Origin of the sequence: Bradyrhizobium sp. 44, assembly GCF_023073095.1 — a bacterium.
Lineage (GTDB): Bacteria > Pseudomonadota > Alphaproteobacteria > Rhizobiales > Xanthobacteraceae > Bradyrhizobium.
This window is the reverse complement of sequence record NZ_JADPIY010000014.1, coordinates 948,127-969,142: the sequence shown is the minus strand read 5'-3', so window position 1 is coordinate 969,142 and position 21,016 is coordinate 948,127. Positions and strand designations below refer to the sequence as shown.

General features: G+C 64.4%; 21 protein-coding genes. 12 read left to right on the top strand and 9 right to left on the bottom strand.

What is annotated here, in order from left to right; all coding sequences use genetic code 11:
• Window positions 1-9: 9 nt before the first annotated feature.
• The 3 genes from IVB41_RS15420 to IVB41_RS15410 are packed head-to-tail and all read left to right on the top strand — an operon-like array spanning window position 10 to window position 2,621.
• Complete coding sequence (locus IVB41_RS15420; RefSeq protein ID WP_247363014.1) at window positions 10-1,014, top strand: ABC transporter substrate-binding protein; 1,005 nt, start codon at window positions 10-12, stop codon at window positions 1,012-1,014.
• Between the two features lie 16 nt (window positions 1,015-1,030).
• Window positions 1,031-1,804, top strand: a complete 774-nt coding sequence (locus tag IVB41_RS15415; protein WP_247432406.1) for an ABC transporter ATP-binding protein — start codon at window positions 1,031-1,033, stop codon at window positions 1,802-1,804.
• Window positions 1,797-2,621 (top strand): ABC transporter permease, encoded by an 825-nt coding sequence (locus tag IVB41_RS15410; protein WP_247283097.1) that lies wholly within the window; start codon window positions 1,797-1,799, stop codon window positions 2,619-2,621. Before IVB41_RS15415 ends, IVB41_RS15410 begins: the two co-directional genes overlap by 8 nt.
• A gap of 108 nt (window positions 2,622-2,729) precedes the next feature.
• Here IVB41_RS15410 and gtdA read toward each other — a convergent pair whose 3' ends face one another.
• Complete coding sequence (gtdA, locus tag IVB41_RS15405) at window positions 2,730-3,770, bottom strand: gentisate 1,2-dioxygenase (protein ID WP_247432403.1); 1,041 nt, start codon at window positions 3,768-3,770, stop codon at window positions 2,730-2,732.
• Window positions 3,771-3,859: 89 nt separating this feature from the next.
• Here gtdA and maiA point away from each other — a divergent pair, with 89 nt between their 5' ends.
• Together maiA and IVB41_RS15395 are read left to right on the top strand one after the other, a co-directional pair.
• The gene (gene maiA / locus IVB41_RS15400; protein WP_247432400.1) at window positions 3,860-4,492 is read left to right on the top strand and encodes a maleylacetoacetate isomerase; all 633 of its coding nucleotides are present in this window, start codon (window positions 3,860-3,862) and stop codon (window positions 4,490-4,492) included.
• Window positions 4,482-4,991, top strand: a complete 510-nt coding sequence (locus tag IVB41_RS15395; protein ID WP_247432397.1) for a MarR family winged helix-turn-helix transcriptional regulator — start codon at window positions 4,482-4,484, stop codon at window positions 4,989-4,991. The genes maiA and IVB41_RS15395 overlap by 11 nt, the downstream gene beginning before the upstream one ends.
• A 167-nt stretch (window positions 4,992-5,158) precedes the next feature.
• Here IVB41_RS15395 and IVB41_RS15390 read toward each other — a convergent pair whose 3' ends face one another.
• From IVB41_RS15390 to IVB41_RS15375, 4 genes are all read right to left on the bottom strand, one after another.
• Window positions 5,159-6,772, bottom strand: coding sequence for a benzoate-CoA ligase family protein (locus tag IVB41_RS15390; protein ID WP_247432394.1), 1,614 nt, complete (start codon window positions 6,770-6,772; stop codon window positions 5,159-5,161).
• Window positions 6,769-7,908 (bottom strand): FAD-dependent monooxygenase, encoded by a 1,140-nt coding sequence (locus IVB41_RS15385; protein ID WP_247432390.1) that lies wholly within the window; start codon window positions 7,906-7,908, stop codon window positions 6,769-6,771. The genes IVB41_RS15390 and IVB41_RS15385 overlap by 4 nt, the downstream gene beginning before the upstream one ends.
• 266 nt (window positions 7,909-8,174) lie before the next feature.
• Complete coding sequence (locus IVB41_RS15380; RefSeq protein ID WP_247432387.1) at window positions 8,175-9,020, bottom strand: cysteine rich repeat-containing protein; 846 nt, start codon at window positions 9,018-9,020, stop codon at window positions 8,175-8,177.
• Window positions 9,021-9,172: 152 nt separating this feature from the next.
• Window positions 9,173-10,174 (bottom strand): NADP-dependent oxidoreductase, encoded by a 1,002-nt coding sequence (locus IVB41_RS15375; protein ID WP_247432384.1) that lies wholly within the window; start codon window positions 10,172-10,174, stop codon window positions 9,173-9,175.
• 208 nt (window positions 10,175-10,382) lie between these two features.
• Here IVB41_RS15375 and IVB41_RS15370 point away from each other — a divergent pair, with 208 nt between their 5' ends.
• Window positions 10,383-11,678 (top strand): dicarboxylate/amino acid:cation symporter, encoded by a 1,296-nt coding sequence (locus IVB41_RS15370; RefSeq protein WP_027569994.1) that lies wholly within the window; start codon window positions 10,383-10,385, stop codon window positions 11,676-11,678.
• A 12-nt stretch (window positions 11,679-11,690) separates the two neighbouring features.
• On the top strand, window positions 11,691-12,611 hold the full coding sequence (locus IVB41_RS15365) for an amino acid ABC transporter substrate-binding protein (protein ID WP_247432381.1): 921 nt from the start codon (window positions 11,691-11,693) through the stop codon (window positions 12,609-12,611).
• Window positions 12,612-12,683: 72 nt separating this feature from the next.
• Here IVB41_RS15365 and IVB41_RS15360 read toward each other — a convergent pair whose 3' ends face one another.
• From IVB41_RS15360 to IVB41_RS15345, 4 genes are all read right to left on the bottom strand, one after another.
• Window positions 12,684-13,049, bottom strand: a complete 366-nt coding sequence (locus IVB41_RS15360) for a nuclear transport factor 2 family protein (protein WP_063994233.1) — start codon at window positions 13,047-13,049, stop codon at window positions 12,684-12,686.
• Between the two features lie 158 nt (window positions 13,050-13,207).
• The gene (locus IVB41_RS15355; protein WP_007599359.1) at window positions 13,208-13,558 is read right to left on the bottom strand and encodes a RidA family protein; all 351 of its coding nucleotides are present in this window, start codon (window positions 13,556-13,558) and stop codon (window positions 13,208-13,210) included.
• 115 nt (window positions 13,559-13,673) lie between these two features.
• Window positions 13,674-14,594, bottom strand: coding sequence for a PHB depolymerase family esterase (locus IVB41_RS15350; RefSeq protein WP_247283113.1), 921 nt, complete (start codon window positions 14,592-14,594; stop codon window positions 13,674-13,676).
• Complete coding sequence (locus tag IVB41_RS15345; protein ID WP_247432882.1) at window positions 14,595-16,253, bottom strand: FAD-binding dehydrogenase; 1,659 nt, start codon at window positions 16,251-16,253, stop codon at window positions 14,595-14,597.
• Between the two features lie 292 nt (window positions 16,254-16,545).
• On the opposite strand from IVB41_RS15345, the gene IVB41_RS15340 reads away from it, so the two are divergent.
• The 5 genes from IVB41_RS15340 (at window position 16,546) to IVB41_RS15320 (ending at window position 20,981) form a co-directional block, all read left to right on the top strand.
• A complete protein-coding gene (locus tag IVB41_RS15340; RefSeq protein ID WP_247432378.1) occupies window positions 16,546-17,016 on the top strand; it encodes a hypothetical protein in 471 nt (156 codons plus the stop codon).
• 304 nt (window positions 17,017-17,320) lie between these two features.
• Window positions 17,321-17,515 carry a hypothetical protein gene (locus IVB41_RS15335; RefSeq protein ID WP_027570000.1) on the top strand — a complete coding sequence of 65 codons (195 nt, stop codon included), beginning with the start codon at window positions 17,321-17,323 and terminating at the stop codon, window positions 17,513-17,515.
• A 24-nt stretch (window positions 17,516-17,539) separates the two neighbouring features.
• Complete coding sequence (locus IVB41_RS15330) at window positions 17,540-18,130, top strand: SCO family protein (protein ID WP_247283115.1); 591 nt, start codon at window positions 17,540-17,542, stop codon at window positions 18,128-18,130.
• Window positions 18,131-18,222: 92 nt separating this feature from the next.
• Window positions 18,223-19,158 (top strand): transporter substrate-binding domain-containing protein, encoded by a 936-nt coding sequence (locus IVB41_RS15325; protein WP_027570002.1) that lies wholly within the window; start codon window positions 18,223-18,225, stop codon window positions 19,156-19,158.
• Window positions 19,159-19,337: 179 nt separating this feature from the next.
• Window positions 19,338-20,981 carry a lysine--tRNA ligase gene (locus IVB41_RS15320; protein ID WP_027570003.1) on the top strand — a complete coding sequence of 548 codons (1,644 nt, stop codon included), beginning with the start codon at window positions 19,338-19,340 and terminating at the stop codon, window positions 20,979-20,981.
• Window positions 20,982-21,016: the final 35 nt, after the last annotated feature.

Sequence of the window (21,016 nt, the reverse complement as noted above, 5' to 3'; positions counted from 1 at the left end):
GGAAACGAAATGACCGGAATTGTGCGGCTCGCGCTAGCTGCCCTGATGGCGATCACAGCGATGGGCACGGCCCGAGCCGAGGACGCGCTGAAGGCCAGGATCGGGGTGCTCAGGCTATCCTCCTCCGCGCCGGTCTTCATCGCGCAGGACAAGGGCTATTTCCGCGAGGCTGGCCTCGACGTCGAGCTGAAATTCTTCGATGCGGCGCAGCCGATCGCGGTGGCCACCACCTCCGGCGACATCGATTTCGGCGTCACCGCCTTCACCGCCGGTCTCTACAATCTCGCCGGCAAGGGCGTGCTGAAGGTGATCGGCGGCATGAGCCGCGAGAAGGCCGGCTATCCCCTGATCGGCTATTTCGCCAGCAACAACGCCTATGCGAGCGGCCTGAAGACGCCGAAGGACCTCGCGGGCAAGCGCGTGGCGATGACGCAGGTCGGCTCCTCCTTTCACTATTCGCTCGGCCTGCTTGCCGACAAATACGGCTTCAAGCTCGCGGACGTGAAGATCGTGCCGCTGCAATCGCTGTCGAATGCGGCGGCCGCGCTGAAGGGCGAGACCGTGGATGCAGCGCTGCTGCCGATCTCCACCGCGCGAAAGCTGATGGACGACGGCGGTGCGAAGTTTCTCGGCTGGGTCGGCGACGAGACGCCCTGGCAATTGGGCGCGGTGTTCGCTTCACCGAAGACGCTGACCAACAAGGTGCTGGTGACGAAGCTGCTCGGCGCTTTGGCAAAAGCCGACCGCGAATATCACGACGTCATCCTTGCCGCGATGAAGGACGGCGTCGCGCCGATCAATGACAAGACAAAGCCGCTGCTGGAGATCATCGCCAAGTATACGAACCTCCCGGTCGAGCAGGTGGTCGGCAATTGCGCCTATATCGATCCCGACGGCAAGCTGGATGTGAAGAACGTCGACAACCAGATCAAATGGCTCCAGGAGCAGGGTTTTGCCGACAAGGGCTTTGACGCGAATGCGATCATAGCCAAGGAATTTGTGAAGGCGGATTGAGAGTAGAACGCAGCCTATGGACCTGATCGCCAACCACATCACCCATCGTTTCGGCGAACTCGCGGTGCTCGACGACGTCTCGTTCACCGTCAGCGCGGGCGAGGTGGTGGCGATCGTAGGGCCCTCGGGCTGCGGCAAGAGCACGCTGCTGTCGATTCTGGGCGGGCTGTTGCTGCCGACCTCCGGCGCGCCCGAGCTGCGTGGATCGCCGCCGACGGACAGTCTCAATCCGCTCACCTTCGTGTTCCAGGACTTTGCGCTGCTGCCCTGGGCCAATGTGGAGGAGAACGTCGAATTCCCGCTGCTGCACACCCAGCTCTCGGCCGTGCAGCGCCGCGCGCTGGTCGACGACGCCTTGCGCCGCACCGGCCTGACCGATTTTCGCAAAACCTATCCAAAGCAGCTTTCCGGCGGCATGCGCCAGCGCGTCGGCATTTCGCGTGCGCTTGCGGTCAGGCCGGCCATTCTCCTGATGGACGAGCCGTTGTCGGCGCTGGATTCGCAGACCCGCGAACTGCTGATGGAGGATTTCGTCCGGCTGCTCGCCGATGGCGGCATGGGGGCGGTCTATGTCACACATAATCTCGAAGAGGCGGCGCGGCTTGCCGATCGCATCGTGGTGCTGTCGCGGCGTCCTGGCCGTATTCGCGAGGTCGTGAGCGTGCCGATGACGCGCACCGAGCGCGGTGACATTGCAGCCCGTGAAAAGCTGCTCGCGCTGCAGAACCAGATCTGGTCGCTGATCCGCAACGAGGCGATCGATGCCGAGCGCGAGGTTCAGCATGCTTGATCGCGCTCCGGCGGGAACATCTGTGAAGGATGAATTGGTCCGGCGCGTCCGTTTTCGCGGCGCCGGCTTCGTGCCGGCGAGCAGCCGTTTCGGCGGCTGGATCGCGCTCGCGCTGGTCATTGCGATCTGGCAGGCGGCGGGCAGCGGCGGTCTCGTCAATCCGCTGTTCCTGCCACCACCATCGGCGATCGCGCGTGCGATCTACCAGCTCGCGATCTCGGGTGCGCTGTGGCAGCACCTTTCCGCGTCGCTCCTGCGCATCGGTGTCGGCTGGCTGCTCGGCACGGCGGCCGGTGTTGCGGTTGGCTTTGCCATCGGCCTGTCGCGGCTGGCGCGCAGCGTCGGCATCACTTTCATCTCGGCGCTGTTTCCGATCCCGAAAATCGCGCTGCTGCCGCTGTTGATCCTCTGGCTCGGCATCGGTGAAGAGCCCAAGATCGCGACCATTGCGCTCGGGGTGTTCTTCTCGACCGCGATCTCGGTCTATAGCGGTGTCGACGCGGTGCCGCGCAACCTGATCCGCATGGCACAAAGCTTCAACGTGCCGTTCGCCACCATCGTGCGCAAGGTGGTCTGGCCGGGCGCGCTGCCCGCGATCCTCGCCGGCTTCCGCATCACGTCGTCGGTGGCGCTGCTGCTCGTCGTCAGCGCCGAGATGATCGGCGCGCAATACGGCATCGGCGCGTTCGTGCTGCAGGCCGGCAATTTGATGCAGACGGATCAGCTGCTCGCGGGCGTGGTGATTTTGTCGGTGTTTGGATTGATGGTGGGCAGGGTGATCAACTGGCTGGAGACGCGGCTGTTGCACTGGCGGTGAGGTTTACTCCGTCATTGCGAGCGCAGCGAAGCAATCCAGACTGTCGCCCCAGAAAGATTCTGGATTGCTTCGCTGCGCTCGCAATGACGATGGAGCTGACAGCGCAGCCTAAACGTTCCCACGATCCTCGCGGAACAAGTCCAGCTTCTGCTGCACGGGTCGGTCCGAGAAGCTGAACAGCACCGCATCCATGTCAGCCTCGTGCGTCACCCATTGCCAGCTCGGCACCACGAACAAATCGCGCGGGCCCCATTCGAAGGTCGCTTCCCCGATGCGGGTACGGCCGTGGCCTTCGATCGGACAGAACACCGTTGCGTCCGTCGCGCGATAGCGCGCGGTCTTGAAGCCCTTGGGCAGCAACTGGATGAAGGTACCGATGGTCGGCATCGCGAAGTCGCCGGTCTCGGGGTTGCTGAACTTCAGCTTCAGCCCGTGACATGCGTCCCACTCCTGGCTCGCGCGGGCCTTCTCCAGTGCCTCGCGCGTGTAGGCATAGGGATAGCTGAAGATCGGCGAGGTCTTCGAGCTCCGCTTCACGTCGACCGGCAGCAAATTGTGGCCGTAGCGCGCGAAGCTGTCGCCGGCGGGCCTTGTAATCTTCTGCTGATCCTCGTTGGAGCCTTCCGCGAAGGAGCAGTCGAAGAACTGCACCAGCGGAATGTCGAGACCGTCGAGCCAGAACATCGGCTGGTCGGTCTCGTTGGAATGATCGTGCCAGGTCATCGACGGCGTGATGATGAAGTCGCCGGGCTCCATCGCGGTGCGCTCGCCGTCGACCGCTGTGTGGGCGCCCTTGCCTTCGAGCACGAAGCGCAGTGCCGCTTGGCTGTGCCGGTGGGCGGGCGCGACGTCGCCGGGCACCACCATCTGCACGCCGGCATAGAGCGACGTGGTGATTTTCGACTGCCCGCGCAGGCCGGGATTTTCCAGCACCAGTACGCGCCGCTCGGCTTCTTTCGCCGTGATCAGCTTGCCGGCTTCCGTCATGTAGTCGCGGATGATGTCGAACTTCCACAGATGGGGCCGGCAGGCGCTCTTCGGCTCCGGCGTGATCAAATCGCTCATGACGGTCCAGAGCGCGGTGAGATTCTCGCCGTCGATCTTCTTGTAGAACGCCTCGCGTTCCGGCGTCTTGGTCACGGCTTCCATGGTGCGCTCCCGTCGTTTTGTTTATTGACAGTATACTTACGATCTAGGTAGCGTCAACGCGCGAACGAGAACGAAACGGGAGGGTTCCGATGAAGCTGCACGGCTATTTCCGCTCCAGCGCCGCCTACCGGGTACGAATCGCGCTAAACCTCAAGGGTCTCGGTGCCGAGCACCTGCCGCATCACCTTCGCAAGGGCGAGCAATGCGCGCCCGCCTATCTCGCCATCAATCCGCAGGGCCTGGTGCCCGCGCTGGAGAACGATGCGGGCGCAGTGCTGACCCAATCGGTTGCCATCATCGAATGGCTCGACGAGACCCATCCCAACCCGCCGCTGCTGCCGAAGGATATTTTGCAGCGCGCCAAGGTGAGGGCGTTCGCCTTGGCGATCGCCTGCGACACTCACCCCGTGCAGAATCTGAAGGTGCTGGCGCGGCTGCGCGAGCTCGGGCTGCCTGAGGAGAAGGTTCAGGATTGGGCGGCTTGTGTCAACCGCGAGGGGCTCGCGGCCTGCGAGACGCTGATCAGAAACGAGCCGGGCCCGTTCTGCTTCGGGGATGCGCCGACGCTCGCCGACCTCTGCCTGGTGCCGCAGCTCGCCAATGCGCGCCGCTTCGGCGTCGACGTCTCCGCCTATCCGCGCCTGCTTGAAGCGGAAGCTGCGGCCAAGGCGCTGCCGCCGTTCGTCAACGCCGCGCCGGAGAAGCAGCCCGATGCCGAGTAAGCCGCCTCCGATCACGATAGACGCGGTTTATGCCGCGCCGGGCTATCTGTTCCGTCGCATGCAGCAGATCGCGGTCTCGATCTTCATGGAGGAGTGCAAGGCGTTCGACCTCACGCCGGTGCAATACGCGGCGCTGATCGCGATCCACACCCATCCCGGCATCGACGCGACGCGGCTGTCCGCGGTGATCGCCTTCGACCGCTCCACGCTCGGCAGCGTGATCGAGCGGCTTCAGGCCAAGGATTTCGTCGAGCGCAGGCCAGCGCCGGAAGACAAGCGGATCAAGCTGCTCTATTTGACCAAATCAGGCGCGGCGATCCTGCGCGACATCATTCCCGCCGTCGAACGCGCCCAGGCGCGGATGCTCGAACCGCTCAAGCCGGCGGACCGCAAGGCGCTGATGGGGCTCCTGGTGCAGCTCGTCGATCTCAACAACGAGGCATCGCGGGTGCCGCTCCGGGCGGAGGACGCGCTGGAGCATATGGGGAAGGCGGGGTGAGGGTGGGGCGTCAAATACCGCCGTCGTCCCGGCGAAGGCCGGGACCCATAACCACCTAGTTGGGTTTGGCGAAGACAGGTGGTGACCAGCTCGCGCAATAACTCTCACTCGGCGTATGGGTCCCGGCCTTCGCGGGGACGACAGCGAGAGTGTGGCCACATCCTTCCTCACATCCGCAACAGCGCCTGCCGGTCGATCTTCCCTGTCCCCGTCTTCGGCAACTCGTCGATGAAGATCACCTCACGCGGATACTTGTACGGAAGCAGCTTGCCTTTCACGTAGTCCTGCAGCCTGCGGGTCGTCTCGCTCTGATCCGCCGCGCGGCTGTTCATCACCACGACTGCCTTCAGCGTCATGCGCCGGTCCGGCAGCTCGGCCGCGAACACCGCGCATTCGCGGATGTCCGGGTGATCGGCGAGGCACAGCTCGACCTCGAGCGGGTAGACCCACTGGCCGGAGATCTTGATGAGATCGTCGGCGCGGCCGCGGAAGAAGTGAAAGCCGTCGGCATCGCGGACGAAGCGGTCGCCGGTGTAGATCCAGCCGCCTTCGCGGATGGTCTCGGCGGATTTGTCCGGCCGGTTCCAGTACAGCGGCGTGTTGGAATCGCCGCGCACCCACAAGATGCCTTCCTCGTCGTCGGCGACGTCCCGGCCGTCCCTGTCGCGCAGCGCGACCTCGTAGCCGGGCACGCGCAGGCCGGCGGCGCCGAGCTTCTTCCGCTCGGGGCGGTTGGAGAGATAGATGTGCAGCACCTCGGTCGAGCCGAGGCCTTCGACGATCTCGAGACCGGTGAGCGTCTTCCAGCCGTTGAAAACGTCGGCCGAGAGCACCTCTGCGGCTGAGAGCGCCATGCGCAGGGACGAGAAGTCGGTCCTGTCCGCACCCTCGGCCTTGGTCAGCGACGTATAAAGCGTCGGCAGGCCGAAGAAGACCGTCGGCTTGTATTGCTCGATCGCCTTGAAGATCGCCGCGGGCTTCGGCTGGCCCGGCAACAGCAGCGTCGTCGCGCCCGCCGAGAACGGGAAGGTGATCGCGTTGCCAAAGCCATAGGCGAAGAAGATTTTCGGCACCGAGAAGCAGATGTCGCCGGGAGCCAGCTTCAGCACGTCCCGGGCAAAGGCGGCCTCGCTATAGGCCATGTCGTGCTGGAGATGCACGATGCCCTTGGGCCGGCCGGTCGATCCGGACGAGTACATCCAGAACGCCATCTCGTTGCGGTGCGTGTCGGCTTCCGCGAGCTCAGTCGGAAATTGCGGGAGCCAGCCGGCGGCAGAAATGGCGTTTGGTGCTGCGTGATCGCTCACCGCGCCATTGACGACGACCAGCGTATGCAGGGCCGTGTCCTTGCAGGCCTCGGCGTTGAAACGTGCACAGAACTCGGCATCCGCCACCGCGACAGAAGCGCCGGAATCGGCGAGATAGAATTGCAGCAGATCCGGCGGCGTCAGCGTGTTGATCAGCAGCGGCACGAAGCCGGCGCGCACCGCGCCGAAGAACGCTGCCGGATAGGCCGTGGTATCGTCGAGGAACAGCAGCACGCGGTTGCCGCGCTCGAGGCCGAGCGAGGCAAAGCCGTTGCCCCAGCGCCCGGCTTCCGCGCAGAGCTCCGCGTAGGTGCGCGTGCCCGCGGGGCCAATGAGCGCGAGCTTGTCGCCGCATCCTCTTGCGAGATTGTCGAACAGCACGCGGCTGGCATTGTAGACCTGCGGAACGGAAAAGCCGATCTCGCGCGCGCCCGCGCTGTTGGCGGGCACCTGGTCGTGAATCTGCTCGCTCATGCCTCGTCCCCACCGTTCTTGGCGGCTTCGTAGCGCGCCATGAAGGCCGGCGACATCGCGCGCAGGCGGGAGTCGTCGATGCGGCCTGAGCGGGTGATGTAGCTGTAGGCAAAGTCCATCAGGCCCTGCTGCATGTGCTGAGCAAAGTGCTCGTACCAGAAAGCGCTGGTCCGCGCGGCGTTGACGAGCTTCTGCACCACCGGCTTTCGCGCGGCCTGGTAGCGATGCAGGGCGGTCGAGAGATGGGCATCCGATTCCAGCGCCTTGACCAGCGCAATGGCGTCCTCGATCGCGAGCCGCGTGCCCGAGCCGATCGAGAAATGCGCCGAGTGCAGGGCGTCACCGAGCAGCACCATGTTCTTGAACGACCAGTGCTCGTTCCAGACCCAGGGGAAGTTGCGCCAGACCGATTTATTGGAGACCAGCGAGCGGCCGCCGAGCGTGTCGGCGAACACCTCCTCGCAGACACCCTTGGACTGCTCCACGTCCTTGTAGGCGAAACCGTAGGCCTGCCAGGTCGCGTGATCGCATTCGACCAGGAACGTGCTCATGGTGGGCGAGTAGCGGTAGTGGTGGGCGTTGAAGGCGCCGCGGTCGGTCTTGACGAAGGTCTGCGACAGCGTGTCGAAGCGTTTCGAGGTGCCGTACCAGACGAACTTGTTGGAGGAGTAGGACAGCGAGGTGCCGAAATCGCCCTCGAAGGCGCGGCGTACCAGCGAGTTCAGCCCGTCGGCGGCGACGATCAGATCATGGCCGTTGAGCTGGTCGATGGAGTGGATCGGCGTGTCGAAGCGCGGGGTGACGCCGGCATCCAGCGCGCGCTGCTGCAGGAATCGCAAGAGTTCGAGCCGGCCGATCGAGGAGAAGCCGACACCGTCGATGGCGACGCTGTCGCCGCTCAGGTTCAGCGTGATGTTCTCCCAGCTCTCCATGTGTGGCGCGATCGCGTCGACCGTCTCGGGGTCGTCGGCACGCAAGAATTCCAGGGCCTGGTCCGAGAACACGACGCCAAAGCCCCAGGTCGCGTCGGCCGGGTTCTGTTCGAACAGGTCGATCTGATCCTCGGGGTGACGCTTCTTCCAGAGATAGGCGAAGTAGAGCCCACCGGGCCCCCCGCCAATCACGGCGATCCGCAACGTCTGTCCTCCCTGATTGACAGTATACTTACTATCTAGGGGTAGACTAATGTGCTCCGGCTTCCCGCGCCAGCGGAATTATCGGCGAAGCGCGCGGCACGCCGAAGCTCATGCCCGGACACGCGTTTGGCGCGTGTCCGAAGCAGTGACGCGCGAAGCATAGACAAACCGCGCCGGCTTGGCCATCCGCAGGTCAGACGCAGGGCTTGATCCAGCCGCCGTTCACCAGCGCCGTGGTGCGGCGGGCCGCCGGATGGCTTGCTTCTCTAGCGTGCAGCGAACGGCGCCAGCACGTCCTTGCAGGCGGGCGACAACGACGCGGCGTTGCTGGCAACGCATTGGATGATCCGACCTCCACCTGGCGCCACGCTGCCGCACAGCGTGCGGACATCTTCGCGACATGCGGACTGGACGATGAACAGCTCTTCGCGTGGCCGCAGCGGGCGCAGCACGATCACGGCCGGCGCGGCCGCCGGTGCTGCTGCCGCCGCAGGAGCCGCACCCGCAGGTGCTGTCGCGCCACCGCCGCCGGCCGCGGTGGTCACGGCCTTCTCGCAGGCCGGCGAAACCTTTGCCTTGTTCTTCTCCAGGCATTCGAGCGCGGGCGCGCCGCCCGGCGGCACGCTGGCGCACACCTTGGGATAATCGGCGCGGCACGCGCTCTTGACGGCAGCGACCTGCGCGCTGCTCGGCTGTTTGGTCGCCGGGGCGGCTGCAGCGGCCTTGGGCGCGGCCGCGGGCTTTGCGGCGGGAGCGGATTCAGCCTTCGGCGCGGCAGGCGCGGTCTCCGCCTTGGGTGCAGCCTCCTTGGGTGCAGCTTCGGTCTTCGGCGCGGCTTCGGCCTTCGGCGCCGCAGCTGGCTCGACGGCGCGAACCGCGGTTTGGCATCCGGAGGACAGGCCCGACATGTTCTTCTGCAGACATTGATACGCTTCCACACCGCCCGGCGTGACGCTCGAACAGTGCGCCATGAAGTCCGAGCGGCATGCGGAGCGGATCGCGCCCTTCTGCGCCTCGGTCGGTGCCTGTGCGAACGCGCCTGCTGCAGTTGCGAAGAGAGCCGCCGCCAGCAACGTCCCGCGTGCCGACGCATGTTTCAACATGTTGAACATCTGAGTGAATTCCCGCCCTGTCGATAACGCCGACAATTTTTCAAATGTGATGCAAACAATCGTCGCGGGTGATGCCGCGCGCGGCATCATTGGCCGCCGCGACCTCTACCGCAAGTAGATATTGGCTTTGCAATTGCGACGTAACTACGTCGTCAGAGCTTGACCATCCGCTTGCCGCGGTTGTCGCCCGCCAGCAATCCGATCAGTGCCTTCGGCGTGTTCTCGAGGCCGTCGATGATGTCCTCCTGCACCTTCAGCTTGCCGGATGTGACCCAAGCCTGGAGGTCGGCGAGCGCGCGCTGGCTTTCCTTCATGTAGTCCATCACGATGAAGCCTTGCATGACGAGCCGTTTCACCACGATCAGGCCGGGCACGCCGCGCGGGCCGTGTGCCGAGGGCGCGCCGTCATATTGCGAGATCGCGCCGCAGCAGGCGATGCGGCCGTAATTGTTCATCTGCGGCAGACAGGCCTCGAGAATGTCGCCGCCGACATTGTCGAAATAGACGTCGATGCCCTTCTGAGCCGCCGCGCGCAACGCCTTGAACACCGCGCCGTCCTTGTAGTCCACGGCGGCATCGAAGCCGAGCTCGGAGGTCAGCCAGTTGCACTTGTCGGCGCCGCCGGCGATGCCGACCACGCGGCATCCCTTGATCTTCGCGATCTGCCCGACGATCGAGCCGACCGAGCCTGCGGCCGCGGAGACCACGACCGTCTCGCCCTCTTTGGGCTTGCCGATCTCCAGCAGGCCGAAATAGGCCGTGAGGCCGGCGATGCCGAACACGCTGAGCAGATGCGTCATCGGCTCGAGCTTCGGCATCTTGGTGAGGTGCTTGGCGGGCACTGCCGCCAACTCCTGCCAGCCGGTGTCGCCGAACACGATGTCGCCCGGCGCAAGCCCCGGCGCCTTCGAGCTGACGACCTCGGCGATGGCGCCGCCGGCCATCACGCTGTTGGCTTCGACTGCTGAACGGTAGGTCGCGCCGTGCATCCAGGCGCGGTTGGCGGCGTCGAGCGAGATGTAACGCACGCGCAGCAAGGCCTCGCCGTCCTTCGGCTCGGGCACCGCACCTTCGACCAGCTTGAAGTGCTCGGGACCGAGCTTGCCGCTGGGCTTTTCCACCAAAAGAATCTGACGATTGACGCTGCCGCTCATGATGTTTCCCCTCGATCGTTTGACGATTATTGATGCAGCTGCCGCAAGAAAAACGTGCAAGCCGCTTTCGTTGTGCGCTGCATGAAGGCTAGATCGCGGGCGCCAGTTTCGCAACGGGAACATCCGCCCCGACGATCGCACGCCAAGCGTGTTGCGCAGCCGTCATATCTGCGACATCATGAAGCGGTCGGTGTAGCGGGGGTGTTCAATGTCGAACAGGTTTACGCAATTCATTCTGGTGGCGATGGTGCTCGGCATCATCATGGGCGCGGCGATCTACAATTTCCTGCCCGATACGCGGGGCGATTGGGCCTCGTCCATCAACCTGATCGCCGTGATTTTCCTGCGCCTGATCAAGATGATCATCGCGCCGCTGGTGTTTGCGACCCTGGTCGGCGGCATTGCTCATATGGGTTCGGGCTCCAAGCTCGGCCGCATCTTCGCCAAGACCATGGGCTGGTTCGTCAGCGCCTCTTTCGTCTCGCTGATGCTCGGCCTCGTGATGGTCAATCTGCTCCAGCCCGGCGCGAATTTCCCGGGTACGCTGCCTGACAAGGCGCAGTCGACCGGCCTGCCGGTTTCCGCCTTCTCGATCGAAAAATTCCTGACCCATCTGATCCCGACCTCGATCGCGGACGCGATGGCGCAGAACGAGATCCTGCAGATCGTGATCTTCGCCGTGTTCTTCTCGGTGGCGATGGGTTCGATGCCCGAGCGCTCCAAGCCGATCCTGGCGCTGATCGACGATATCGGCCACATCATGCTCAAGGTGACGGGCTATGTGATGCTGTTCGCGCCGTTCGCGGTCTGGGCCGCCATCACCGCGACGGTTGCCAAGAACGGCCTGCTGGTGCTCTGGAAGCTCATCGTCTTCATGGGTGGCTTCTATCTCTCGCTCGCGCTGCTGTGGGGCATCCTGGTGGTCGTGGGCTTCATCGTGATCGGGCCGCGCTACGCCCATCTGCTGAAGCTGATCCGCGAGCCGCTGATGATCGCGTTCTCCACCGCGAGCTCCGAAGCGGCCTATCCGAAAACCCTGGAGGGGCTGAACAAGTTCGGCGCCTCGTCGCGGATATCGAGCTTCGTGCTGCCGCTCGGCTATTCCTTCAATCTCGACGGCACCATGATGTACTGCACCTTCGCGAGCGTCTTCATCGCGCAGAGCTACCACATCGACATGCCGCTCGGCACTCAGCTCGCGATGCTGGCGACCCTGATGATCACCTCGAAGGGCGTCGCCGGCGTGCCGCGCGCCTCCCTCGTGGTGATCGCCTCGACGCTGTCGCAGTTCGGCATCCCCGAGGCGGGGCTGTTGATGATCATGGGTATCGACACCTTCCTCGACATGGGCCGCAGCGCCACCAACGTGATCGGCAACACGCTCGCGACCTCGGTGGTGGCCAAGTGGGAAGGCGAGCTCGGGCCCGAGCACGAGCTTGAGCCGGGCGATGCCGTGCCGGGGGACATGATCCCCGGCGAAGTGCCTGCGATGGCCGGCCATTGATCGGAGTGCATCATGCGCCTTTCAATGGCGATATCGGGCGGCTTGTTGCTGGCAGCGTGCCAGCTGGCCACGGGTGCCTCCGCCCAGACCGGTGGCAGCGAAGGGCTTAGCCCGACGCTGTCAGCGATCAAGACGGCGCACACAGTGCGGCTCGGCTATCGCGAGAGCTCGCCGCCGTTCTCCTTCCTCGATCAGGCCAACCGGCCGATCGGCTACAGCCTCGAGCTTTGCGAGGCCATCGTCGAGGAGATCGGCGTCGAGGTCGACGATCCCAATCTCAAGATCGCCTACGTCAAGGTCACCTCGGATGACCGCATCGACGCCGTGCTCCAGAACAAGATCGACCTGGAATGCGGCTCGACCACGGCCAATGCCGAGCGCGGCAAGCGCGTCGCCTTCTCGCCGCTGATGTTCGTCGCCGGCACCAAACTGATGGTGCCGAAGGCGTCCAGCGTCCAGTTGCTGGCTGATCTGAAGGGCAAAACTATCGTGGTGACGAAGGGCACCACCAACGAGCAGGCGATCCAGGCGGCCGACAAGAAGTCCTCGTTGGGACTGACCATCGTTGTCGGTGCTGATCACGAACAGTCATACCAGATGCTCGTCGACGGCAAAGCCGATGCGTTTGCGACCGACGACATCCTGCTGTCCAGCCTGATCGTGCGCCACAAGGCACAGGACAAGTTCCGCGTCACCGGCGATTACCTGTCCTACGACCCCTACGGCATCATGTTCCGCAAGGGCGAGCCGCAACTGACGGCCGTGGTCGACCGCACCTTCCGCAAGCTCGGCTCCAACCACGACCTCGTTCCGCTCTACAACAAATGGTTCACCGCAAGGCTTCCGACCGGCGAACGGCTGAACGTGCCGATCTCGCTGCAGCTGGAGGAAGCCTTCAAGGCAATGGACGATTCCGCGAGCGCGAATAACTAGCGCCTGTGCGACGAGCGAAAGTGCGCCCTCTCCCTTTACTAGGGAGAGGGCCTGGCAACGATCAGCGCGTGCTCACGCGCCTGCGGGCACCTGGTCCAGAAATCCCGTGATGCTCCTGATGCGGCCGTCCTTCAGCACGGCGAAATCCGTGCCCTTGATCGGGCTGTCGATGCCCTCGGGACCAAGGCCCCAACTGAAGCGGACATGGTCGCCGTAGCCGTTGGGCTCGCCGATCAGCTTGAACTTGAAATCGGGAAAGCGCTGCTGCACGCCTGCGATCAGCGCATCGACGCCGTCATGGCCATCCCCCTTCATCAGGGGATCGACATAGCTCGCATCCGCCGTCCAGTTCTGGCTCAGCAGTTCGCGCCGGCGGCCGGCTGCACGTTCGTTCCAGAGATCGATGTAGCGGCGGGCGATGGTGATGGGGTCGGTCATTGTCGTCTCCTTCGATGGCGCCGTGTCGTTCGGCTGACCTGACTATCGAAGGTTTGCGCGCGCTGATCGATTACCTCGGAGGTCATGCGCATGATCCGGGAAGGCGGTTTCCCGATCGGATCATGCGTCGACAAGCGCGCGCAAATGTCGTCTCGAACTTACTTCGCCGCGGTGACCATGATTTCGACGGTGTATTGGGCTGCCGCGAGCTTGGCTTCGACGGTGGCGCGTGCGGGCGTGTTGCCGGGCGAGACCCAGGCGTCCCACACCGCGTTCATCTCGCCAAACGTCTTCATGTCGGTGATGTAGATCGTTGCCGAGAGCAGCTTCGACTTGTCGGTGCCCGCTTTGGCGAGATGGCTGTCGATGGTCGCCAGGATGTCCTGGGTCTGCTTCGTCACGCTTTCGCCGGCGGCGTTGTTGGCGACGACACCGGCGAGATAGACGGTGTTGCCGTGCACGACGACCTGGCTCATGCGCGGGCCGGTTTCAAGACGCTGAATGCTCATTGGGAGTCTCCTTTGAATGGCGGCTCTGTCTAGCGCAGCGGCCTGCCTCGTGCCACCCCAGGCACGCATGCATTGCCGGGCACGCATGCGTCGCCGGCTATGCATGCGCTGCACTTCAAGGAAACTGGCCGAAGAACGTCCAGATCGTCTCGGCGGCGTCGATGTCGCCGTTCTGCGATCCGAGCAAGCTGGCGGCGACCTTCGGGAAGCGGGCATCCGGAGAAAATCCGGGCATGCGGTGACCGCCTTGATTGATGCGATAAAGCACGACGTCGTGCCCTCCAGGACAGCGCGACGAGATCCGTGTCACCGTGGACTGATCTGCGGGCGCCCTGTCGGGCAAATCGGTCGCGTCGGCATTGTCGGTCTCGCAGCCGTTGAGCTTGCGCCAGAACGCAAGCGTCTCGTCGGTGGACCAGAACCCGTCTGCGGCATAATAGCTCGATCCGCGGCCGCCTTCGTAGGGGACCAGCGGATCGGCGGTGCCGTTCATCAGCAGCATCGGCAGCGGCCGCGACGGATGGCACGTGACCGCGGCCTCATCGGTGAGGTTCATGCTCACGCTCGCGCCGGCAGCAAACAGATCGGCGCGGGCACAGACCAGCGTCATGGCCATGGCGCCGCCATTGGAGATGCCGGTGACATAGACGCGGCGAGGATCGGCGGTGCCGCTCGCCACCAGCTTCTCGACGAGCTTTGCGATGAAGGCGACGTCGTCGGTGCCCGCGGGCGGGCCACGGAGCGCCGGTCCCGCCTTGGTCCTCGCATCGGCCCATGCGTGGTTGAGGCCATCAGGAAAGACCACGGCAAACCCTTCGCGCTTTGCGACCTGCGGCCACGCCGTCCGTGTCATCATGTCGGCGCCGCGCTGGGTCTTGCCATGCAGCACGACGACGAGCGGCACGAGCCGCTTCGTTGGCAGTTGCACAGTGTAGGACCGCTTCACGCCGTCGATGTCGATCGTGTCGGCGGACGCAGCCGAAGTGGCGGCCAATGCCGCGACAAACGCCGCGATGCGCGTTCGCCGCCGCATCATCTAGCCCACGGCCTTCGCCGCGGCGCGGCCCGCATTGCGGCCCGAGAACAGGCAGCCGCCGAGGAACGTGCCTTCCAGCGAGCGATAGCCGTGCACGCCGCCGCCGCCGAAGCCGGCGGCTTCGCCCGCTGCATAGAGACCGGGGATGACGCTGCCCTCCTCGCCGAACACGCGCGAAGAGAGGTCGGTCTCGAAACCGCCCAGCGTCTTGCGCGTGAGGATGTTGAGCTTGACCGCGATCAGTGGCCCTTGAGCGGGATCGAGGATGCGGTGCGGGGAGGCGGTGCGGATCAGCCTGTCGCCGATATAGCGCCGCGCATTGTGGATGTTCATCACCTGCGCATCCTTGACGTAAGGATTGGCGATCTCACGGTCGCGCGCCTCGATCTGCATCTTGATGTGCTCGAGCTTGAGGAGGTCGCTGCCGGCCAGCTTGTTCATGGCCGCAACGAGGTCCTCGATCTTGTCGCGCACGATGAAGTCGACACCATGGCTTTTGAACGCTTCCACCGGCGCCGGCGCGCCCTTGTTGGTGGCGCGCTTGATGGTCATGCGCCAGCTCTTGCCGGTGAGGTCGGGGTTCTGCTCCGAGCCCGACAGCGCAAACTCCTTCTTGATGATGCTCTGGGTCAGGATGAACCAGGAATAATCGTAGCCGGTGGACATGATGTATTGGAGCTGGCCGAGCGTGTCGGAGCCGGGAAACAACGGCGCCGGCAAGCGCGTGCCGGTGGCGTCGAACCACATCGAGGAGGGGCCGGGCAGGATACGGATGCCGTGGCGCGGCCAGATCGGTGACCAGTTCTGGATGCCTTCGACATAATGCCACATGCGGTCGCGGTTGATCAGGCGCGCGCCTGATTTCTCGGTGATGCCGATCATGCGGCCGTCGACATGCTCGGGCACGCCGGAGATCATGAATCTCGGCGGCGCACCGAGCCGCTTCGGCCAGTTCTGCCGCACCAGCTCGTGATTGCCGCCGATGCCGCCGGACGCCACGATCACGGCTTGGGCCTTCAACGCAAACTCGCCGACGACGTTGCGCGATGAGCTCTTGCCGCGCTCGACATTATCCGGGGCGAGAATGGCGCCGCTGACGCCATCCACCGTGCCGTTGGTGATCGAGAGCGCATCGACGCGATGGCGGAACCGAAAGCTCAGCCGGCCGGTTCTGACGGCCTCGCGCGCGCGGCGCTCGAACGGCTCGACGATGCCGGGCCCGGTGCCCCAGGCGACATGAAAGCGCGGCACCGAATTGCCGTGGCCCATGGCGTCATAGCCGCCGCGCTCGGCCCATCCGACCACGGGGAAAATGCGATGGCCCATCGCGCGCAGCCACGCACGCTTCTCGCCGGCCGCGAACGCCACATAGGCCTCGGCCCATTGCTGCGGCCAGAAATCCTCGTCACGGTCGAAGCCGGCGGTGCCGAGCCAGTCCTGCATCGCGAGGTCGAAGGAGTCCTTGATGCCGAGCCGGCGCTGCTCCGGCGAATCGACCAGGAACAATCCGCCGAACGACCAGAACGCCTGGCCGCCCAGCGACTGCTCGCCCTCCTGGTCGACCACGATCACGCGCTTGCCGGCGTCCGCGATCTCGGTTGCGGCCACGAGGCCCGACAGTCCTGCGCCGACAACGATGACGTCAGTCTCTTCAGCCATCTGTTCGGCCATATGTTTCCCCCTTCATGTGTCTCCCCTTCACAGGTTCCCCCCTGTAGTTGCCCGGATTGAAGCCGGCGGTTGCAACTGAGATCAAGAGTGTGCCGCGTAAGACATCGTTAACTTGTTCCACTTCGGGAAAAAGACCGGCTGAGTGCAGCGCCGGCGCAACACTGGATTTGAATTTGTTTTGAGCGAGCCGGCATGCCTAGACAAAACCGCGGTTACGACGGACCCTAGCAGGGCATCACCACCTGACACACAGATTCGAATTCGACTGGGGCGGGGGCCAATGAAGTTTCTGACGGGGTTGCTTGCGGCGGTTCTCCTGATCGCGAGCATGGGCGCTTCTCACGCGGTGGTTCGGATCGCGGATGACCGCGGTGGCCGGATCGGAACCTACGTCGACAAATACCAGGACCTGCGACAGTCGGGCGACACCGTCATCATCGACGGTCTCTGCGCCTCCGCCTGCACCATCGTCCTCGGCGCCATCTCGCCTGACCGCATCTGCGTGACGTCGCACGCGACACTGGGCTTCCACGCCGCGTGGGATTTCGGCAGCAACGGCCGCGCCGTCACCAATACCGAAGCGACCCAGATGCTCTATGCGATGTATCCTTCGCAGGTGAAACGCTGGATCAATCAGCGCGGCGGCCTCACCCCGCATATGCTCTTCCTGAAGGGCAGGCAGCTCCAGGCCATGTACAAGCCCTGCTACCTCGACGCACAGGCCTCCGCCAACAAGCCGTCGCCGCGGTAGGGCGCGGCAGTCATTCGCCTTTCACTAATTGATCGTCATGGCCGGGCGTAGCCGTCCGAAGGACGGCGTCGCTTTCGCTCGCCTATGTCCCGGCCATCCACGTTTTTGGCCCGGCTGGAAAGTCCGTGGATGCCCGGGCCTTCGCCTCGCCGGAGCGGCTCCGGCCGCGCAGGCGGGACAAGCCCGGGCATGATGGAGATCCTCCGCCCCAATTGATCTCCGGCCCGCCGGCTGCGCTTGCCCGGTCCCGTCCCAACGCCTATTTGAAAGGCAGGGAATTCCGGCCTTCACCCCGATCGTTGTCATGGCTCAACCACTGCACCCCGCACATCCTGTATCGGACAATTCGCCCACTGCCGGCCGGATGCCGTTCGTGCTGCTGTTGGCGGGTGCTGGCGTCGGCGGCCTGGTCGTGCTCGGCGTGCTCGCGCTCTGGTTCCACTACGGCAGCCAGGTGTTCTTCGAAATGATCAGGACCGGTTTCGCCGCCTGCTTCTGACCCGCGACAGGAAGTTTTCCGCCCATGAGCTCCGCCGCCCGTCCGCTGGTGATCGCGACCGCCTTCGCCGCAAGCCTCATCCTCGGGCTGCTGATCGTATTCTGGGCCATGGGCGGGGTCAGCAAGGTGGCGCAGCCGGCCGCGATCGGCGGCCCGTTCCAGCTCACTGACCAGAACGGCAAGGCCGTCACCGACAAGAACCTCAAGGGCAAGCCGACCCTGATCTTCTTCGGCTACACCCATTGCCCCGACGTCTGCCCGACCTCGCTGTTCGAGATCTCGGAAGTGCTGCGCGCGTTGGGCAAGGACGCCGACAAGGTCAATGCCGTCTTCATTTCGGTCGATCCCGAGCGCGATACGCCGGCGGCGATGAAGGATTATCTGTCGAGCTTCGACCCGCACCTCGAGGGCCTGAGCGGCGATCCTGCCGAGACCGCCAAGGTGATCACCTCCTACCGGGTCTACGCCAAGAAGGTCCCGACCAAGGACGGTGACTACACCATGGACCACACCGCGCTGATCTATCTGATGGACCGCGACGGCCGCTTCGTCTCGCCATTCAACCTGAAGCGCACGCCTGAAGAGGCCGCGGTGGACTTGAAGCGGTATCTGTAGGCTTCCCTATTGGCCGCAATCCGCGCTCGCGTTCCCGGCCGGATGGGCTATAAGGCCCTCCGATCCCAACGAAAATCGTTCATTTTCAGCCGATGGCCCCATCGCAACAGGCGAAATCGTCCAAATCCGCCCGTGGCTTGCTGACCGGGCTGGTCGTCGGCGTCTGCCTGCTCGCTGCTGCGCCGCGCGCGCAGGCGCAGGCCCCGGCCAAGCAGCCCCCAACGGCTCCGCAAGCCTCACCCCAGGTCGCGCCGCAAGCCGCCCCGCAGGCCGTGCCGGGCTTCTGGGACCCGCGGCGGCGGCCGGAGCGGCCGGATTTGTCGCGCCTGACCGTGATCCGCTTCCTGACCGAAACTGATTATCCGCCGTTCAACTATACCGGCGCCGACGGCAATCCGGCCGGCTTCAACGTCGACTTCGCCCGCGCGCTGTGCGAGGAGATCAAGGTCACCTGCACGGTGCAGATGCGCCGCTTCGAGACGCTGGTCGACGCGCTCGCCTCCAACCGGGGCGACGCCATCATCGCCTCGATGGCGGTAAGCCCGCAGCTCCGCGCCCGGGTCGACTTCACCGACCCCTATTACCGCGTGCCGGCGCGCTTCGCCTCGCGCAAGGACGCGGTGATGCCGGAGATCCGTCCCGAATATCTCGAGGGCAAGAAGGTCGGCGTCATCGCCGGCTCCGCGCATGAAGCCTATCTCAAGGCGATGTTCACCGACGCCGAGCTGCACCCCTATCCCAACGACGATGCCATGCGCGGCGCCTTGCGCAAGGGCGAGGTCGATTTCATCTTCGGCGACGCCATCGCGCTCGCGTTCTGGATCAACGGCACCGATTCCGGCGATTGCTGCGCCTTCTCCGGCGGTCCCTTCGTCGAGAGTCGTTTCTTCGGCGAAGGCATCGGCATCGCCGTGCGCAAGGGCAACGACGTGCTGCGCCAGGCCCTGAACTGGGCGATGTTCCGCGTCTGGGAAAAGGGCCGCTACACAGATCTGTGGCTGCGGTATTTCTCGGTGAGCCCGTTCTAGTTTCGCTGCCTGCTCTGCCGTCATTGCGAGGAGCCCTTGCGACGAAGCAATCCAGGCTGTTTCCGCAGTGGCAGTCTGGATTGCTTCGCTTCGCTCGCAATGACGGCGCGGTGGCAGTACTCCGCAAAATTGCATTCTGCCTGGAAATCGCTATTTTCCGCGGCCCGGAGGCCCCTTAGATGTCCGTTATCGATCTTGCCGCGAACCCGAGCGATCTGCGTGCGCTCGCCGAACAATCCAACGCCTGGCCGTTCGAGCAGGCGAAGGCCATTGTCGCGCGGCTGAAGAAAAGCCCGAAGGACGAGGTGCTGTTCGAGACCGGCTACGGGCCGTCAGGCCTGCCGCATATCGGCACCTTCGGCGAGGTCGCGCGCACCTCGATGGTGCGGCACGCCTTTCATGTGCTGACCGAGAACAAGATCAAGACCCGCCTGCTCGCGTTCTCCGACGACATGGACGGGTTTCGGAAAGTGCCCGACAACGTCCCCAACAAGGAGATGCTGGCCGCGCATCTCGGCAAGCCGCTGACCCGCGTGCCGGATCCGTTCTCCAACGAATATCCGTCGTTCGGGCACCACAACAATGCGCGGCTGCGCGCCTTCCTCGATCATTTCGGCTTCGACTACGAATTCGCGAGCTCGACCGACTATTATACGTCCGGACGTTTCGACGCGACGCTGCTCAAGATGTTAGCTGCCTACGACAAGGTGATGGCGATCATCCTGCCGACGCTCGGACCCGACCGCCGCGCGACCTATTCGCCGTTCCTCCCCATCAGCAAGACCACGGGTGTCGTGCTGCAGGTGCCGATGATCCGCCGCGACGTTGCGGCCGGCACGGTGACCTATCTCGATCCCGATACCAACCAGGAAGTCGAGACGCCGGTCACCGGCGGCAACGTCAAGTGCCAATGGAAGGCCGACTGGGCGATGCGCTGGGTCGCGCTCGGCGTCGATTACGAGATGGCCGGCAAGGATTTGATCGACTCGGTCAAGCTGTCCGGCGCGATCGCGAGGGCACTCGGCGCCACGCCGCCGGAGGGCTTCAACTACGAGCTCTTCCTCGACGACAAGGGCCAGAAGATTTCGAAGTCGAAGGGCAACGGCCTCACCATCGACGAATGGCTGCGCTACGCCTCGCCGGAATCGCTGTCGCTGTTCATGTATCGCGAGCCGAAGGCGGCCAAGCGGCTGTATTTCGACGTCATCCCGCGCAACGTCGACGACTACCAGCAGTTCATCGACGGCTTTGCCAAGCAGGACGCCAAGCAGCAGCTCGGCAATCCGGTCTGGCATGTCCACAGCGGCCATCCGCCGAAGTTCGATATGCCCGTCACGTTCCAGCTCTTGCTGACGCTGGTGTCGTCGTCGAACGCGGAGAATGCCGAGACGCTGTGGGGTTTCATTGGCCGCTATCGGCCCGGCGTGAGCCCGCAGACGCATCCCAAGCTCGATGCGATGGTCGGCTATGCCATCAACTATTATCGCGACTTCGTCGCGCCGACAAAGACGTTCCGCGAACCGACCGAGACCGAGCGCGCGGCGCTGCAGGATTTGCGGGATGCATTATCGCAGCTTCCGCAGGACGCCTCGGCCGAGGACATCCAGAACGTCGTCTACGAGATCGGCCGCCGCGAGCCGTTCCTCGACCAGGTCAAGAAGGGCAAGGACGGCCGTCCCGGCGTGACACTCGACTGGTTCAACATGCTCTACCAGGTGCTGCTCGGCCAGGAAAAGGGCCCGCGCTTCGGCTCCTTTGTCGCGGTGTATGGCGTGCAGAACGCGGTGAACATGATCGACGGCGCGCTGGCGCGGAGTGCGTGAATCCAGCACTCACCGTCATCGTCCGCGAAGGCGGA